The following is a 16,274-nucleotide window of genomic DNA, read 5'->3' as shown; positions in this document are numbered from 1 at the left end:
GTCAAAATTTATAGCCATTTTTTCTTTTTGAAATAACTGAATGGCAATAATGCGGAAATAAACATCATGAGTATTGCAAGAGGATAACCTATATACCAGCGTATTTCGGGCATATAAGTAAAATTCATCCCATAGATGCTTGCTATAAGAGTTGGAGGCAGAAAAATAACTGCTGCAACTGAGAAAATTTTAATCGTATTATTTTGCTCTATATTAATCATGCCTAGAGTGGCATCCAATAAAAAACTAAATTTAGTAGCGAGGAAGCTTGCATGTTCTCGAAGAGCGTTGATATCTTTTTGGATAATAGTGAGATAAGTCATTAACTCTTTAGGGAGCTCTGAGTGATTCGCTTGCTCCAAATAGGATATTAAACGTGTGAATGATATTAAACTTTCACTGGCTTTAGTACCAAGATCACCATTTGTTCCTATGTATTGCAATATATGTTTATAGTTAGTTTCAGGCGCTGTATGATTATTTCCTTTTGCATGAAAAATAATTTTTGATATTTCATCAAACTTTCCACTTATTTTTTCTAAAATATCCGCAAGTCTATCCACAGCCGCATCTAACAAACCGATTAATAGAGCTTTTGCATTGTAATCCTTTGCTTTGGAGCGTAATAATTTTTTAGTAAATAATTTAAAGGGATGCAGTTCAATATAACGGAGGGTAATTAAACATTTTTCAGTAACTATAAAAGCAACTACATCCGTTTTTGCTTCAGGTAAATCAGATAGTGCAACCATTGTTGCGGTCATATAAATAGCATCATTTTCAACATACAATCGACTGGATGGCTCAATTTCTTCAACCTCTTCTTTGGTAGGAATTTCAATTTTTAATTGGGTTTCTACTAGTTCTTCCTCTTCTTTTGTTGGATCGAGTAAATCGATCCATAGCGCATCTTGCAGTAGATGCATATTCTCATCATTAAGTGCACTGGATTGTATGCGAGAGTCAGTTTGGTAATAGATGACTACCATGTGAACTTTTCCTTTTAAGTTTATAGGGATGCTATAGTAGTGTTCTTATCTTATCCTGTTTTATGAGAAATAAGTAGGGACATAATTTATCATATTGTTGGTTGCTTACAACTGAATCTTCTACACATGCTGAAAAACTAGCCCAGCTCTATTCCCACGCCCCGCGGCTTGTCCCTGAGAGATGGTCACAAAAAGTGACCATCTCTCAGGGATAAAGCGCGGTACGTAGGAAAGCAGTACGTAGAGAAATTTAAGCGGTACGTAGAGAAACTTAAGGGGTACATGATAAATTTAAAAAACTGACGATCGTTCAGGGCTTGTCCGCGGGATCCAGCAGATCTACCCTAAAACACTAGACCCCACGGACAAGCCTCGAGGCGTAGATAGAGATGTGATAGACAGTTGCCTACCAGGATACAGTGTCAAGATAAAGCAAAAGTTACTCAAAGCCCATTAACAATGAGGATATTTATATGGTGCAGAAGGAGGTGGTGTTCGACTTAACTCTCTTTCTATCTCTTCAATACAGCAACGAATACTTTCACGTTGGAAATGGGGTGTTGAGGTAGAGAGAAAGATTAGGCCAGCACTCAAATCTTACTTTTCTCCAAGATTCTTAACTTGTGGCTAAGAGACAGCTGCAAGCAGCTACACTTCGTGCCGTTCGGGGAGTACTAGTCGGTAAGAATAGATTATAAATTTAAAAATAGCATTAATGCTTTTTGCACATGCATCCTATTTTCACTTTGCGTAAAGATAATTGATGCAGGGCTGTCTGGTAAAGTCTCAGATACTTCTTTTCCTCGTTCCATGGGCATGCAATGCATAAATACTGCTTCAGGCTTTGCATAAGACATCAAGGCTTCATTCACCTGGAATCCTTGAAAGTCTTGATCATTTTCCTGATCTTCAAACCCCATGCTGGTCCAAACGTCAGTATAGACTGCATCCGTATTTTTAACTGCTTCTTCAGGTTTAGAAAAATTAAAAATCATATCTTTTTTAATGCTTTGTGCTTGTTTGATAATCGCGGCATTAGGCTGACGGAATTTTGGGCAGCAGTAATTAATCGTTATTCCCAATTGAGGTGCAAGCAGCATCAAACTATGAAGAATATTATTTCCATCACCAATATAAGCAACAGTAAGTCCTTCAAGTGAGCCGAATTGCTCCCATAGACTAAGTAAATCGGCAAGAATTTGACATGGATGATGTAACGCTGAAAGACCATTAATTACTGGCACTGTTGCATAAGCAGCCATTTCCCGTAAAGTCTCATCGGCATGGGTTCTCAGCATAATAAAATCAGCATAACCGTTTAAAACTCGGGCCATATCCCCAGGAGTTTCCTGTTTTCGCGTATTACCCACGCTTTCGATAGCTATTCCACCCATACTCTGAATGGCCATAGCAAAACTTAAGCGGGTTCGAAAAGATGGCTTTTCAAAAATCATAGCAAGGCTTTTACTGAGTAGAGATTGACTGTAAAAGGAAGGCGTTTGCTTAAGCGCTTTAGCTTTTTCCAAAACATGTTTCAATTCTTCAGTACTTAATTCGGTTCCTGTGAGGAAATGTTTTATTTTTTTTGTAGATGATGTATTGATTGTTTCTGATGATTTAGTAGCCAGCGCTTCGGCATGATGGGTTCCTGTTTCAAGATCAAATATGGCTTGTTGTAGATTAATCACAAACGTATTGGTTGTTACTTCACTAATAGGTTCGGAATGATCGCTTTTAACTAAATTATTCTTAACTGGGGTATGGGACATATTTAGCCTCCTTGGTAAAACAGTAAATAAACAGCGGTTGGCTTTTGTTACCCAGAAATCGATGTGATAATGCAGTCGTATTCAGAGAGCCTCTTTGAAACTTTGTATGTAACAAAGATAAGACTATTCTTTTACAAATAAAGAGAGGTTTTTGAATTAGTTTTTTCATAATGAATCCTTTAACCAGATATTTTCTAGTTTTTGAATTTCTCCATTTTCCTTAAGTTTTTGTAATGCCTTATTAATCTTTATTGTCAACGGAGAGCCTTTTTTGAGCGCTAATGCATATCCATGATCTGCTTTAGCAATTACAGAATAAGAGAGTTTTGTGTCTTTTTTACTAAAGATCTTACCTTGCGCTCCATCCATTAAAACAACATCAACATGGCCTGCAACTAAAGCTTCAACAGCCTGATTGTTATTATCCAGTGCAGTAAGTTCGATCTGCGGATAATTTTCCCTCAACCAAATTTCCATAATACTTCCAAGCTGTACTGCTACTTTTTTTCCTTCAAGTTGACTGGGTGTTGTGACGGGCTGATCGGAGTGATATACCGAGGCCATGCCTTCGAAATAATAAGGTTCAGAGAAATCAAAATTGACTTTACGAGCGTCAGTTACCGAGATTGTCGCTATAGCAATGTCATCTTGTCCGGAGCTTATTGCAGGAAGGACAGTACTGAATTGCATATTGTCAAAAACAGCTTTCTTTCCAAGTTCCTTAGCAATGAGTTTTGCCAAATCAATATCAAAACCTTTTATCTCTCCATGCACGCTGTATTCAAATGGTGGATATTCTGCGGCTGTTGCAAAATGCAAGTACTCCTCATTTTCTTTTGTTTTGCATGAAGATATAAAAATAATTGCTACCAGTGGGAATAGTTTTAAAAATTGACTCATTTGAATTTGAATTCATATTTTATCCATAAAACGAATATACATTTTGTCTTTTATATTGTCAACATAAAAATGAATACAATTTCAGTTTATAGAATATCTATTCGCCTGCTTCGATTACATGCACCCCTAACGAAAGCGCTTGCCTGAAAGACGCGGACGGGGCGGATCTTTAATTACATTCAGTCAAAATCTAATTGTTTCCATGCTTCATATAAAACAACAGCAACAGCATTCGAAAGATTTAAGCTTCGATTATTTTCACGCATTGGAATGTAGAGCGACGTATATTTTTGTAGCAATTCGTTAGGTAATCCGTTGGATTCTGGTCCAAACAAAAACATATCTTCTGCAGTGTATTGAACTGTTGAGTAACACTTCTTAGCTCTAGCACTGCATGCATAAATCCTTTTTTGATCATGTTGCTGGATGAATGTTTCCCAATTTTCATATTGGGAAATGGAAGCCCATTCGTGATAATCTAAACCTGCGCGTCTTAATGCTTTTTCGTGTAATGAAAAGCCAAGAGGGTGGATTAAATGCAATTTTGCTCCAGTATTGGCGCATAAGCGAATGATGTTTCCCGTATTTGGAGGGATTTCAGGTTGGTAAAGTGCAATATGAAACATAGTTGTATCAATAATAAGTGGTTAGAGTTTTACTTTCATTTTGGAAATATTTCAGAACATCTCAATTATATCTCTAATCATGAGTTTTAAACAAAAACTTCATAAAGGTACAATCAGTCATACCTGAGGTAACGTCAGTTTTATGATGAGAAACCTCCACTAATTTTTTCGCCTACGTACCGCGCTTAATTTTTCACCTACCTACCGCGCTTTATGCGCGGTATCCATGGGTTCTTGCTATAGGAATGCTCAGCGGCATCTTAAAATATCGTTCTGGATACCGCGCATAAAGCGCGGTACGTAGAGAAATTTAGCGGTACGTAGAGAAATTTAAGCGGTACGTAGCGAAATTTAAGTGGTACGTAGCGAAATTTAAAATGAAAAACTGACGATCTCTCAGTTCTATGATACCCAAAGGAAAAATCGAAGCGGAACATTCCATGGGTATATTAAATTATTGCTAAAAACCGCAAAGCGCTTTACTTGAAATTATTCGGGCTGCAGTTCGATGTATGGAGCAAACTCTTTTTATCTGATTCAGCAATGCTTTTAAAAAAGAAAAAAATACTTCTTTCTTGTCGTACAATAATAGCAGTACTAGGCTTTGCAGGCTGAGATTCTATTTTACGCTCTGCATGGCTTGTACTATTGATTTCATTTTCAGTATCTTGTTCATCCTCAGGGAAGGTTATAGTTGGTGATTTAAGTTCTTGATCCGAACGAAATTGTGTATCCTCAGTATCAATAATTTCCTCGATACTTAAAGAACATCTAGTAGAACTTAGTTCTCTAAATGTTGGTAATAGGAGTGCTTTAGATTTTCTCAAGCAATGATAGGAAGATTCCTCTTGTGTGAACGCATCACTAACATTTAGCGTATGTTTATGTTCATGGGCATAGCCGGCCTCAACTTGTTTTGTTGTTCCATCACTGGAATAAATATGTAAGTAAGCTAGTTTTTTAACTTTATCGGATGAAATTGGCTGAGGTATATAAACTATTGATGAGTAATAATTTATCGCAACATCTTTATATTTTTTACCCAAACCCTGCGCAAAAAAAACAGCTAACTGATCATTAGTATTATTCTCATCGCATATAAATAAATTAATTCCCTTCACATTCTCGGCTAATTGTGGCGTAAGACCACATTGTTTCATCCGCCAGGCCACTGCATCAATTGGTAGTTGATAAGGTTCTTGTGAGAAATGTTCATAATAGACTTGATTAACATTTACAACACACCGAGGGTCTCCAGTTCCATCAGCAAGAATATAAATTACTGTGTCGGGGTCTACATTTTCCGGAGTAAAATGAAACTGAGCTTCAGGATAATCGTCATAATCTTCTGCATTTTCGTCAGGGTGATGATACATTACTATGCTTGGAACATTATCGCTGTTCTCTTCTAAATTTCTTAAATTATATCTCCATGATAAGGCTCTCATATAAAGAGAGAAATTATTCTCACTAATAGTGAAGGGAATAAATAAAATAATTTTACTCATAGATAATGTTCAACGATTGTCCAGGGTGCTAATTATATGGTTTTTTGCTTAAGAAATTATTAAATGAGTCAAAAGTAAATCATAATGAATCGAGGATAAACGATTGAGCCATGGGGAGAGAATGAGACAATTTGCCAAAATCATAATGAAAATAAAAAGTTAATAATTGGATGTTGGGAACTCATGACCTTTATTGAATTTGTAATTCTCTAAATGTATCGAGTTGAGTTCATTCACATGCGGTCTGTTGGGTAAAAACTGAATGCCCCAAAGTGCGATTGTAGCCTCGGCGTTTATTAAAAACCGTCCATCAGCGAGCATGAGCGGTTTTTTATTAACGAAAATGAGGTAGTTATCTGTAAACCAGTTAAAGATAATAAAATCGCGTAATAATGAAGGTGATTCTTTGATGTAATCGGGTAATTCCTGGGAAGAAAAATGAGGAAAGCTTCTCAAAAGCTGACTGCTTGATTTTTTAAACAGGGGGGCTGAAGCATCAATGACATACAAACGATTATTCGCTAATGCAACTCCCCTCCAAAGTGTTGAACTTAAGAATTTAGGAAACACACCTACTTTGTATACATTTAACTGGAGTTTGGCAAGTTCATCATGAACGGCTGCACTTGCCCGATTATGCTGCGCTATATTAAACAGCATAAATGAACTTGCAAGTATTAAAGCAATAATTACTGGCTGTCTTTTATTGAAGACAAGGGTAGAGACTACTCCTAAGCATAAAGGTACCGTAAAAAAGGGATCAATAATGGAAATAATATCCCAGCTTATTCTGGCATCTGAAAATGGCCAAAGTAACACTGTTCCATAGGTAGTACAGGCATCAAGTAGCCCATGGGTCGCATAGCCAATCAAAGCTGCACAAAAAGTTAATTTCCAATTGGTTCGAAAGCGCTTAAAAATGAGTAAAGCTAAAGTAACGATTAAAGCACCTATTGGAATAAAAAGTAGAGAGTGGGTGAAGTGGCGGTGATAGAGAAAAAAGAGCATCGGGTTTTCTGACGCCCGAATGAATATATCCAAATCAGGCGCCATTGCTGCTAAGCCGCCTACAAGCCACGCATTGTGTTTATCGTGTTTATATAAAATTGCCTGAGAACAAGCAGCCCCTAAGACTGCATGTGTAACCGGATCCATTTTTTTATCCTCGGAAGGTACGTTCTAAATATTTTTAATCTTTTTTCAGTGAGTTGTAGTGAGTAGGAAGTACATTTTTGACAAGAACTCATCTACATCTATAAAGTGATGATATTGTATTTTAAATAAATTATCTTTGGGAATATAGGACTATTTTTACAAATCAATCATGAGCGATGATCTGCTGTAGTTTTGCACTTCGTGTAAGACGTTTTCATTAGGGTCTGTTTACATTTCTTTGCCATAGTGTTTAAAAGGGCTTTTAATTTTTAGAGTAAAACTCTGCATAGTCAGGGATCTATCTCGCAAATAGTCCATGATATCGTTGTCTGGTTGCAGGCAACTGTATCTTCTACATAAGTCTGTATAGAACAACCTCATAAGGTAATGTGGTTTTTGGCACTTAACCTAGAACCTCGACGTACCGCCGGCTTGTCCCTGAACGATCGTCAGTTTTTTAAATTTATCATGTACCACTTAAGTTTCTCTACGTACCGCGCTTTATGCCTGAGAGATGGTCACTTTTTGTGACCATCTCTCAGGGCTTGTCCGCGGTATCCAGAGAGAATGGCACGACTCTCGCATCCAAGATTGTAGCAGATGAAGTAAGTGTTTTTTTAAGAGTAGATTTCATCATATCAATCTCTCTATAAGTTTTTAATGGGGTTGAGGATTAGATCCTCTCTAGATACCGCGGACAAGCCGCGGTACGTCGAGGCACTGAGAACCAATGCGAATACTGGCAAACAAGGTAGTATTATGCGTAATTGCATGTGCTTATCCTTAATGTAAGTGTATAACAGGGAAATGTTGGACACTGATACACACTTGTGTAGAAGATAAAAGCTGCAAACAGCCAAGGCTACGGTTCTCCAAAATGGGATCAATAGAATATTATGACTAAGCTTAGATGCACACGTAAATGGATCCCTGCGTAAAGCAGGGATGGCAGCCTTTTTTAGTATTCCTGTAGAGAGTAGAATACGTATTTTCCTGTTCCTTCAATCATTTTTTCCTATATAACTACTGATCTGCTAGGCCTAAAGCCTTTTCTATAGTGGGACGAATCGACAATAAACTATAGTGTCCTTTCTCCTCATCCTGGGCGACGGGAACCAATTCTCCGTTCATCACAAAGGCCCATATTTTCCTGGATTCTGGGTACCTAGGCCCATGGTTTATCCAATTGTTTCCATCACCGCGACCGTGATCTGTAGTTACTATGACCAGGGTTTGTTTATCTAGTCCCTGCGTTTGTAAGTAGCTCAAAATTTCATCTAACATTTCATCGTAATAGGACAAGGCTTTATGATATCCTTTTAAATCATTTGCATGAGCCGTTCCATCGGAATTATCTAATGATATCCATAGGAAAAGAGGTTTATAGGTAACAAAGTAATGCCATGCTTGTGCAAAAGTGTATGAATCATAACGATCCTTGCCTTCAGGATGGTCCTTAAGTTGTTTTTGATTCAATTCTTTCATCACATCATCAGGTTTTAAATTATCAGGATCGTAGACAAATTCATTTCCGTTATTACTGAACGTTGTCCCCGCAACGTGCTCCACAGCATAGCCAATCTCAGGCCAAGAGGAAAAAATTGCTACTTTCTTTTTAGGTACATGCAATTGGCGAATAATTTTCTCAGGCAATGTTTCAACTTTGATCCTGCCGCACTCATTACCTGCACACGGTTGTACCGCCCCTGCCATTTGGCTTTGATAAGAAGGAAGGCTGATTGGCACTGAAGCAGTATACATCGGAGTATTGCTTGCCGGATTTCCGTATAAAATAAATTTGCCTGCATGTTTTTGCCAAAACTTTGGAAAATGTTGGTGAGTTTGATAAACATCTTGCCAACGGACACCATCCAAGGTGATATAAATTACCTGATTTATTTTCCCTGAGATAGGGGGTACTTGTACAACAGCAAATACCTTGGTGCAATACAAGAATTCTAAAATTGCGACAACCAAAAGTTGAATGAACATAAAAAACTCCAAAAAATTTCAAAGAGAGAATCGTTTTGCTCTTTTTTCCTTACGTCGCTCCACACTTTTTTATCATCAGATAAGGAGAAACTTCACGCTCTATAACGCCTGACTCGTCTTTTTACCAGTGAGAAGATCTTCATCGATTTTCTAGCAATTTGCACCCAAAATTAATAAAATAAGTACAAATTGTGCATTTATTTATCATGCAAGGGATTTACTTAATATGCATGAAGGAGACAAGGATATGTCTACAAATGCGCACCCACAGCCGCCGCTTCCTCCACCGCAAAAAATGGTGGCGTGGTATGATCCTGTTCAGCTCTGCAAAACTGCAATCGATGTTTTTATTTCATTAGTATTTGGTAGGCATGCGGATTACCGTTTAATTGAAGCCCTCTCAACATCCGATAGTCAGAAGTTCTATGATTACACACATATCGAAGCACAAAAAGAGTTTTAGATAGATTATGTTCTTGCGCTTTTTGTAGTCCTTCTGGATGATTTGCCAGGGCTTGCATTCGTCTACTGGAATAGGCGTCAATGCAAATTGTACTTATCTCCTTGCAAGGCTTTCCTTTCTTGTATTGCAGTTTCATATTCCATGAGCCATTTTTTACGAAAAGCAGGAAGGTTTTTAAGTATATTTTTATTTTCTTCTATAGCCATTCAACAAAATCAATAGTGGATTTTTTGCCAATATGGTCGTAATTTTTTTCAATCCAATGACTTGCTTCCTGCCTCCCCAAATCACGCAGGGTTACTAAAAACTCCCAATCAGGAGAGTATACGGTTGAAAGTGGGAATTCGCGCAAATCTTCGTCAGCACGAATGCAATGCATAAACAGTTTTTTATAGTTCTTTTCGAATTCCTTTTTCAACTGTCCTTTTGAAATCAAATTGGTGACAAAGCCAATAGCCCGCATTTCACGCATTAGAGAAGAATTAAAGGATACTTCTCTTAAACGTGAGTCAATTTCTGCTGCAGTTAAAGGGATCTCGTTACGAACAATGGGTACCGTATGAAAGATTAAGATATCCCTACAACTTGTTTGATAAATCAAAGGGAAAATAGCAGGATTTCCCAAATACCCTCCATCCCAATAAAACTCTCCATCAATTTCGATGGATTGGAATAATTTGGGTAAGCAGGCAGAGGCTAAAAGAGTGTTTATAGATAATTCATTGTTGTCAAAAATACGGATTTTACCGGTCTGAACATTCGTGGCACAAATAAAGAGTTTAATATCACTTTTCGTTTTGATTTGCTCTATATCAATTATTTTCTCCAATACATCTCGAATAGGATGGAAATTAAAAGGATTGAACTGATAGGGAGATAAAAGACTGATTATCGAGCTAAAGAGAGAAAAACTAAATGGTGTTTTTGAGAAGGGCTCCATGAAATAATCGATGGGTGTTTTCGCCGTAATACCAAATAATTTTCCATAATTACTCATTGCAAGCCAAAAATCATACAATGATTGTCTTGCTCCTTCCTCTTTCCCATGAAGATAACCATAGGCAAGAGCGGCAGCATTCATACTGCCGGCGCTGGTTGCGGAAATGCCCTCGATAGTAAATAACTTTGTTTCAAGAAGTTTATCTAATAAACCCCAGGTAAACGCTCCATGAGCACCTCCACCCTGCAGGGCTAGATTTATTTTTTTTCTTTTCGACATTTCAATCTCCCTATCGACATAGCAAAGTTTTACTGGTGCGTGGGCAATCTAACTCAAGTAATCCTCAACCACTGTACCGTAAGGTAAGGTTAAATCAGTAACAAAATGCATCACCGATACAATTTTTTTTACGGGAAACTCAGCGATTGGAGCCAATGCGTGGGGGTGCAGTTCCAAACTACCAGGTCCAGTCCAAGCTCCTTTTACGGTTACATCTGTTAGATAGGTTTTAGTGAGCTGGTTAATTTGAGGTTTGCCATCAACCCCTGGTATATTCTTTAGAAGGAAGGTAGGCTTTTTCATAGAATCTAATATCTTTTTAGAATCCAGTTCATGATGTTTATATCCCATAGTCGCAGTGGCAATTCGCAAGCTACCATAATCAAGCAGACCGATTAATACATCTTCCTCAACAAATAATTTTGGTTTGGCTAGTTTTTTGGGAAATCCCCAAATTTCTCGACCACCCGCTATCGGTGCATGACAATCTAGAAACATCGAGATAGTGAAACCGCCTTCTTCTCCTTTATATCGAACCGGAATCACCTGTCCAGATTCTGTATAATCACCAAACCCTGTAGAATCTGGCATTCTAATGAATTCAAATTTTACATAAGGTCCAAGTAGTTCCAGCCCAGGAGGTAATATATCTTCAAGTAATTCAGGAGCGGTTTCGTAAGTGATGATGAAAAATTCTCGATTGATAAATCGATATGGTCCACAGGGGTAGGTTCTTATCCATCGTGGTGCTGGCATAGCAAATTCATTTACCATTTTTGATTTTTTCATTATTTCCTTCCTTATGAAAATACGAATAGATACAGTAAATATCAAATGTGCTTCGTACAAAATCCAATAGTACAACCACCAGACCCTTCAAAATAGACATACAAACTCTCAATTGAAGGACAATTCTAATAGTATATTATAGACTAAAAATGTCATATTAACGGGTTTTCCTGGAGTTCATTTAGAATCAAAATGAATGACTTAGGTGTCAGGACCTGAGGTATCGTCAGTTTTCATAATGCGAAATTCCATTATCTATTCACTTTTAATTTGTTTTTCCCCGTACATTGTAAATGGATCCCTGCCTCTGCAGGATGAGAGTCTTTCAGGTGTTACTGTAAATGTAGAATAGATATTTTCAGGAACAAGTTCTGAGAGTTCCTCACACAATCTAACTTGGTAACATTTCATGTGTTACTTGAGTTCATCCAGCATAAGGAACGAAAGCTTTGTCCCAAGGCTTTTCCAAATTGCTTTTCCCAGAATAACTGTAGTCTGGTTTTGTTAATTGTTACTTATAAGGCAATTTTCTTGAATCCATGCATGCAATTCTTTTACAAGATAAGGTGCAACTTGATCTTCAGGCATCTGATGGCTTAGCATCTCACAAATATCCATAAACGATGCTTTTTGTATTATTGCATTGAGCATGGTTAGTTCCGCATATTCTAGCTTGCAGTATCGTACTTCAAGTTGACGACGCCAGACCATTATGAATTGCGGGGTGTTAAGCTTCTTAGGGGCGGGAATGGATTTATTACTTCGTGATGCTTTAATAAGAGAAAGACTATTCCAGTGCATGGTAAGTATTTTACATGAAGGATGCAGATGGAATTTCATTTCTGGCCATTGGCTTAATGGCAAAGATTGCAAATCAGTTATTGAAAGTAGATTTGCATCATGAGCCACAATGGCTTGGTATTCAGCCCATTCAAATGCAGCAATTTCGGCTAAATAGGGTTTTTTCTGATAAGGTGACGTTTCTGTTAAAAATCGGCTGAGATTTTCCCCAAAATTATTGAGTGAATAGTTGTATGATGGATATGCTTGAGTATAATCTTTGCTCATTTTGGTGAACTTATCCTCACCAATTACCTCAACTAATGTACTATAGTCACTCATTAACGCCTCTTCTAACCGCGCGTAAAAGCCATCGGCATAGATAGCTACTCTGTCTGCAATAGATCCTTTAGGCGGAGAATCAAGATAAGGATTAATGAGTGGCTCAGAGGTTAGAATAGTGTCTTGTAATAAAGTATGTAATTCAGTAAGTTTCATATGCTAAATCCGTTTTTTCATTTGATAAACAACTTAGCTTCATTGCTTTTGCATATTCTAATTCTTGCCATAATTCTTCAAATGGTGGAATACGATCATCACGCTCAATCATTGTTGATACGTCACCAAATCGTTTAATCGCTTGGCCATACAGGCTCCAGACTTCTGTTATGACTTGATGATCATGTGTATCTATAATGTAATCACCACAATTTTGATGTCCCGCCAAATGAAATTGTTGTACGCGTTCAACGGGAATGTTTTGCAAATAGGTTTCAGGATTAAAGCCATGATTATAGGAGCTTACATAAATATTATTTAAATCTAATAAAATAAAACAATCTGCACGATGGGCTATTTCAGAGAGAAACTCCCATTCAGTCATTTCAGATTCTTTGTAGGTGATATAACTGGATACATTTTCGAGCACTATTTGTTGTTGGTAAAAATCCTGTACGTATTTAACTCGCTCAACAACATGAGTAATTGTTTTTTCTGTATAAGGAAGAGGTAATAAATCGTGCATGTTTCGTTGATGGACGCCAGTCCAGCATAAGTGATCAGAAATCCATTTTGGTTGAATCCTGTCTGCCAATTGTTTTACTCTCTTAAGATATTCAGGATTCAGGGGATCGGTGCTACCAATTGATAGTGATACGCCATGCATCACAACAGGATAATTTTCACGCACTTTGTCTAAGTAATAAAGAGGATTTCCCCCATCAACCAAGTAATTTTCGGTGAGAATTTCAAACCATTCTACTTCCGGGGTGTGTTCTAAAATATAACTGTAATGCTCTGCTCGTAAACCTAAACCCATTCCGAGAGACTCATATTTTTTGGGGTAGGTCTGTGTACTTTTTTCCATCTGTCTTTTCCTAGACGGGAGAAATCTATTGTTAGGGGTGAATTGATGTCTCAAGCAAGACATCAATTCAGGTTAAATATTAAGACTTGCAGCTATTTTTTCCTTTGCATTTATTTGAACCTTTGCAGTCGTTTTTACCTTTGCAATGATTCTTGCCTTTGCAGCAGTTTTTACCTTTGCAGCCGTTTTTGCCTTTGCAGCCGTTTTTACCCTTACAGCCATTTTTACCCTTACAGCCGTTTTTGCCACTGCAATTATTTTTCCCACTGCAATTGTTCTTTGCTAGATTGGTAGGTGAGTTTGTGTTAGCCCCATTACTGTCGAGGGCAGAAGAGGCATAAACGCCTGAAGTAAACAACGCAGCAGCTGTAGCGGCAATAATTAAGCTTCGTTTATTCATTTTCAATCTCCATATATTAAAAACAGCCAATTAAACAGCCAAGAAAACAGCTTCATAATAATAGTTGAATGACAAAGGAAGTACAAGTACGCATAGAAATTCGTATTTTCTTAATTTACTGCTCGAAAAGTGCAGTGTTCAACGACAGAGTTTTTTCCAACCACATCTGTTTTTTGTTAAAGAACTGTTAAAAGCCACATGGGTGAATCTATAAGAATACAGCATCTATGTTATATTTTCCCAAAATAATTCATGGAATACCTTTATGTTGAAAACGCTGATTGTTGCTTCAGGGGCTGTGGTTTTGTCATTGTGGGCAGAAATTTCTGTAGCCGAGAACATTGTTTGCAAAGACTACAACGGAAATTCAATGACGCTCAAACCAAAGACGATAACCATTTATAACAATTCTGAAAATACGACGATTTATCCCGTGTTGGCGACAAGCAAAAATGAGGTAAATGAGTGGATTCAGGGATGTTTTCGTACTACCGAACCTTACCCAACAAAATATGTTTACAAATTGTATGTCAACGAAGGTACAGGAATAGCTCCCGGCTCCTCGGTAACGATTACATTACCTTTATATAGTGAGTTAGCGAAGGATCGTTACATTACCTGGTGGAATGGTGGTCGGGTTGTGTTAGCCGATAAAAACGACAGGCTGCGCAACGAAAAAGATGAGTCATTGGCGACACCTGCCGGCGTAACGTGTCAGGGACAAAACGCTGAATGTAAATTAAGTACTTATTCCAGCGATGTCCAATTTCCAGAAAATATATATGCGCAGTTATCAGAGTATACTTTTGGCGACTCGATTATACAGCCCAAGCAATCAGTGCGGATATTAAAACCAGAGAATGTAGGTTATAACATTTCGTATGTGGATCATGTTTACATGCCGGTTGCTATAGGCCCTAAAAACAATCCCTATATTGGGTACAGTGGATCAGCGCAGTCTTTGACTGCATTTAGAGACCATCTTGATTCCTTTCTAAAAACGACTCTAGGACAAGGCTGGCCAGTATATAATTTGAATGAATTGAAATTACCGGGCGGTTACAATATTTTTGCGCAGCGTACTGGTACTTTGCCCCCTGAGGATAATGTACCGGTCAAGCCAAAAGATGGTTTTCCGCCTGTACTGACTGTGTTGTCCTGCATTCAGGGAAAATGTAGTGAAGAACAAAAAAAATCACTGCACTATGGTGAATCGGTTCAGCGTATGCAAAATCTATGGGGTTCTTGCGTTAACTGGGATGAAGATGTGAGTAAATACGTCACCCAAAAGATAGATTGCCCACAAGATTTAAAAGAAAAACTTGGCGCGTTACAGCAGTTTTTCAAGCAAAATCACCAGCAATATTTGCAAATGTATGCTGATAAAAAGTGTCACTTAACACCTGATGTGGAACCTGTACCATTTAATTACTGGGAAGCGCTTAAGCACATCTATGGTTGGGTACCTTTCAACGAGGGATGTGGTGCTGGAGTAAACCCATTGGCTGATACCAAGATTCCAGGATGGAATCATGCTCAGATACAATCCATGTACATCCATGATTTACAGTATAATTACAAAACCAATATTACTTCCGAATTATTGTTCAACCCTTATGTCCAACTGATTCATGATAAAGACTATCTTTCTATGGACGCTTACGGATTCTCTGTTGACGATGCGGTTGGGTTCATGAGCGAACTGGGGGATGGGTTGATTTTTACTGTGGGCGGGACCAAGGGTCTTGAAAATGAACAACAGTTTAACTATGCAGATGGCTTTTCTGTGGCGATTGGTGTGCCTCAATCTATGGTGGATCAGGTGAATAAGCCCTTGCTCAAAAAATATGGGGTATGTGTATTTAATCAAGACGCCGAGGATTTGAATTGTCAGCAGGTCAAACAAAACGTTATGATGCCTGATAACAGTCAAATCGCTGGCTTCAGGGTTGGTACGGTTGCTTCATATCCTATCAAGGTACGCTTTACTGATTTAAAGGATAATGTGTATACCTTTGTCGTCAATACTCAGTTTGCGCCATGTCCGGACGGCATGGAGTCTTCACAATGTCCGACGAATAAAGCGGAAATTGTCAATAAGCAATCTTGTAGTGTAACTAAGAGCGATGGCGAGAAACATCCCAAGTCAAACGAGTGGTGTCAAAACGCTAATCCAAACCAGCAAAAAGAAAAGCAATTGACTAAAAATTACCTAAGCTTTCCACAACCGGTTGATTTGATGAAGTAGTATTTATATAACCCGAGTCGGGCGGACCCATAGTTCAAGCTAAGGAGGAAGCATAAAAGCTTTCTCCATA

General features: G+C 38.0%; 15 protein-coding genes. 2 read left to right on the top strand and 13 right to left on the bottom strand.

What is annotated here, in order from left to right; all coding sequences use genetic code 11:
• Window positions 1-8 precede the first annotated feature (8 nt).
• The 7 genes from corA to LXO92_RS14255 all read right to left on the bottom strand — a co-directional run bounded on the left by corA (window position 9) and on the right by LXO92_RS14255 (window position 8,939).
• A complete protein-coding gene (corA, locus tag LXO92_RS14285) occupies window positions 9-989 on the bottom strand; it encodes a magnesium/cobalt transporter CorA (protein WP_182350205.1) in 981 nt (326 codons plus the stop codon).
• 692 nt (window positions 990-1,681) lie between these two features.
• On the bottom strand, window positions 1,682-2,758 hold the full coding sequence (gene argF / locus LXO92_RS14280) for an ornithine carbamoyltransferase (protein WP_182350204.1): 1,077 nt from the start codon (window positions 2,756-2,758) through the stop codon (window positions 1,682-1,684).
• Window positions 2,759-2,923: 165 nt separating this feature from the next.
• Window positions 2,924-3,658 carry a substrate-binding periplasmic protein gene (locus LXO92_RS14275; protein WP_182350203.1) on the bottom strand — a complete coding sequence of 245 codons (735 nt, stop codon included), beginning with the start codon at window positions 3,656-3,658 and terminating at the stop codon, window positions 2,924-2,926.
• 179 nt (window positions 3,659-3,837) lie between these two features.
• Window positions 3,838-4,284: a tRNA (cytidine(34)-2'-O)-methyltransferase gene (locus tag LXO92_RS14270; RefSeq protein WP_182350202.1), complete on the bottom strand. Its 447-nt coding sequence runs from the start codon at window positions 4,282-4,284 to the stop codon at window positions 3,838-3,840.
• A gap of 479 nt (window positions 4,285-4,763) precedes the next feature.
• Window positions 4,764-5,792 carry a hypothetical protein gene (locus tag LXO92_RS14265; RefSeq protein WP_182350201.1) on the bottom strand — a complete coding sequence of 343 codons (1,029 nt, stop codon included), beginning with the start codon at window positions 5,790-5,792 and terminating at the stop codon, window positions 4,764-4,766.
• A gap of 159 nt (window positions 5,793-5,951) precedes the next feature.
• Window positions 5,952-6,947 (bottom strand): metal-dependent hydrolase, encoded by a 996-nt coding sequence (locus tag LXO92_RS14260; RefSeq protein ID WP_182350200.1) that lies wholly within the window; start codon window positions 6,945-6,947, stop codon window positions 5,952-5,954.
• Between the two features lie 1,023 nt (window positions 6,948-7,970).
• Window positions 7,971-8,939 carry an alkaline phosphatase family protein gene (locus tag LXO92_RS14255; protein WP_232891201.1) on the bottom strand — a complete coding sequence of 323 codons (969 nt, stop codon included), beginning with the start codon at window positions 8,937-8,939 and terminating at the stop codon, window positions 7,971-7,973.
• Between the two features lie 247 nt (window positions 8,940-9,186).
• Between LXO92_RS14255 and LXO92_RS14250 the strand changes: the two genes are divergently transcribed.
• Window positions 9,187-9,402, top strand: a complete 216-nt coding sequence (locus tag LXO92_RS14250; RefSeq protein WP_182350198.1) for a hypothetical protein — start codon at window positions 9,187-9,189, stop codon at window positions 9,400-9,402.
• A gap of 77 nt (window positions 9,403-9,479) precedes the next feature.
• Here the strand turns inward: LXO92_RS14250 and LXO92_RS17160 are convergent, their stop codons facing one another.
• From LXO92_RS17160 to LXO92_RS14225, 6 genes are all read right to left on the bottom strand, one after another.
• Complete coding sequence (locus LXO92_RS17160; RefSeq protein WP_255666707.1) at window positions 9,480-9,608, bottom strand: hypothetical protein; 129 nt, start codon at window positions 9,606-9,608, stop codon at window positions 9,480-9,482.
• Window positions 9,599-10,621, bottom strand: coding sequence for a patatin-like phospholipase family protein (locus LXO92_RS14245; protein WP_182350197.1), 1,023 nt, complete (start codon window positions 10,619-10,621; stop codon window positions 9,599-9,601). Before LXO92_RS14245 ends, LXO92_RS17160 begins: the two co-directional genes overlap by 10 nt.
• Window positions 10,622-10,669: 48 nt before the next feature.
• Window positions 10,670-11,410: an acetoacetate decarboxylase gene (locus tag LXO92_RS14240; protein ID WP_182350196.1), complete on the bottom strand. Its 741-nt coding sequence runs from the start codon at window positions 11,408-11,410 to the stop codon at window positions 10,670-10,672.
• 504 nt (window positions 11,411-11,914) lie between these two features.
• Window positions 11,915-12,688, bottom strand: a complete 774-nt coding sequence (locus tag LXO92_RS14235; protein ID WP_182350195.1) for an HvfC/BufC N-terminal domain-containing protein — start codon at window positions 12,686-12,688, stop codon at window positions 11,915-11,917.
• Window positions 12,675-13,556, bottom strand: a complete 882-nt coding sequence (gene bufB / locus LXO92_RS14230; RefSeq protein ID WP_182350194.1) for an MNIO family bufferin maturase — start codon at window positions 13,554-13,556, stop codon at window positions 12,675-12,677. Before bufB ends, LXO92_RS14235 begins: the two co-directional genes overlap by 14 nt.
• Window positions 13,557-13,628: 72 nt before the next feature.
• The gene (locus LXO92_RS14225; protein ID WP_182350193.1) at window positions 13,629-13,823 is read right to left on the bottom strand and encodes a hypothetical protein; all 195 of its coding nucleotides are present in this window, start codon (window positions 13,821-13,823) and stop codon (window positions 13,629-13,631) included.
• Between the two features lie 398 nt (window positions 13,824-14,221).
• Between LXO92_RS14225 and LXO92_RS14220 the strand changes: the two genes are divergently transcribed.
• On the top strand, window positions 14,222-16,204 hold the full coding sequence (locus tag LXO92_RS14220) for a hypothetical protein (RefSeq protein ID WP_182350192.1): 1,983 nt from the start codon (window positions 14,222-14,224) through the stop codon (window positions 16,202-16,204).
• Window positions 16,205-16,274: the final 70 nt, after the last annotated feature.

Origin of the sequence: Legionella resiliens (assembly GCF_021344005.1) — a bacterium.
Taxonomy (GTDB): Bacteria; Pseudomonadota; Gammaproteobacteria; order Legionellales; family Legionellaceae; genus Legionella; species Legionella resiliens.
This window is presented reverse-complemented; position numbering and strand designations above follow the sequence as displayed.

Excerpts from the sequence above, each read along its gene's own strand:
- corA (WP_182350205.1), bottom strand. The coding sequence starts at position 989 with ATGGTAGTCATCTATTACCAAACTGACTCTCGCATACAATCCAGTGCA.
- argF (WP_182350204.1), bottom strand. The coding sequence starts at position 2,758 with ATGTCCCATACCCCAGTTAAGAATAATTTAGTTAAAAGCGATCATTCC.
- LXO92_RS14275 (WP_182350203.1), bottom strand. The coding sequence starts at position 3,658 with ATGAGTCAATTTTTAAAACTATTCCCACTGGTAGCAATTATTTTTATA.
- LXO92_RS14270 (WP_182350202.1), bottom strand. The coding sequence starts at position 4,284 with ATGTTTCATATTGCACTTTACCAACCTGAAATCCCTCCAAATACGGGA.
- LXO92_RS14265 (WP_182350201.1), bottom strand. The coding sequence starts at position 5,792 with ATGAGTAAAATTATTTTATTTATTCCCTTCACTATTAGTGAGAATAAT.
- LXO92_RS14260 (WP_182350200.1), bottom strand. The coding sequence starts at position 6,947 with ATGGATCCGGTTACACATGCAGTCTTAGGGGCTGCTTGTTCTCAGGCA.
- LXO92_RS14255 (WP_232891201.1), bottom strand. The coding sequence starts at position 8,939 with ATGTTCATTCAACTTTTGGTTGTCGCAATTTTAGAATTCTTGTATTGC.
- LXO92_RS14250 (WP_182350198.1), top strand. The coding sequence starts at position 9,187 with ATGTCTACAAATGCGCACCCACAGCCGCCGCTTCCTCCACCGCAAAAA.
- LXO92_RS17160 (WP_255666707.1), bottom strand. The coding sequence starts at position 9,608 with ATGGCTATAGAAGAAAATAAAAATATACTTAAAAACCTTCCTGCTTTT.
- LXO92_RS14245 (WP_182350197.1), bottom strand. The coding sequence starts at position 10,621 with ATGTCGAAAAGAAAAAAAATAAATCTAGCCCTGCAGGGTGGAGGTGCT.
- LXO92_RS14240 (WP_182350196.1), bottom strand. The coding sequence starts at position 11,410 with ATGAAAAAATCAAAAATGGTAAATGAATTTGCTATGCCAGCACCACGA.
- LXO92_RS14235 (WP_182350195.1), bottom strand. The coding sequence starts at position 12,688 with ATGAAACTTACTGAATTACATACTTTATTACAAGACACTATTCTAACC.
- bufB (WP_182350194.1), bottom strand. The coding sequence starts at position 13,556 with ATGGAAAAAAGTACACAGACCTACCCCAAAAAATATGAGTCTCTCGGA.
- LXO92_RS14220 (WP_182350192.1), top strand. The coding sequence starts at position 14,222 with ATGTTGAAAACGCTGATTGTTGCTTCAGGGGCTGTGGTTTTGTCATTG.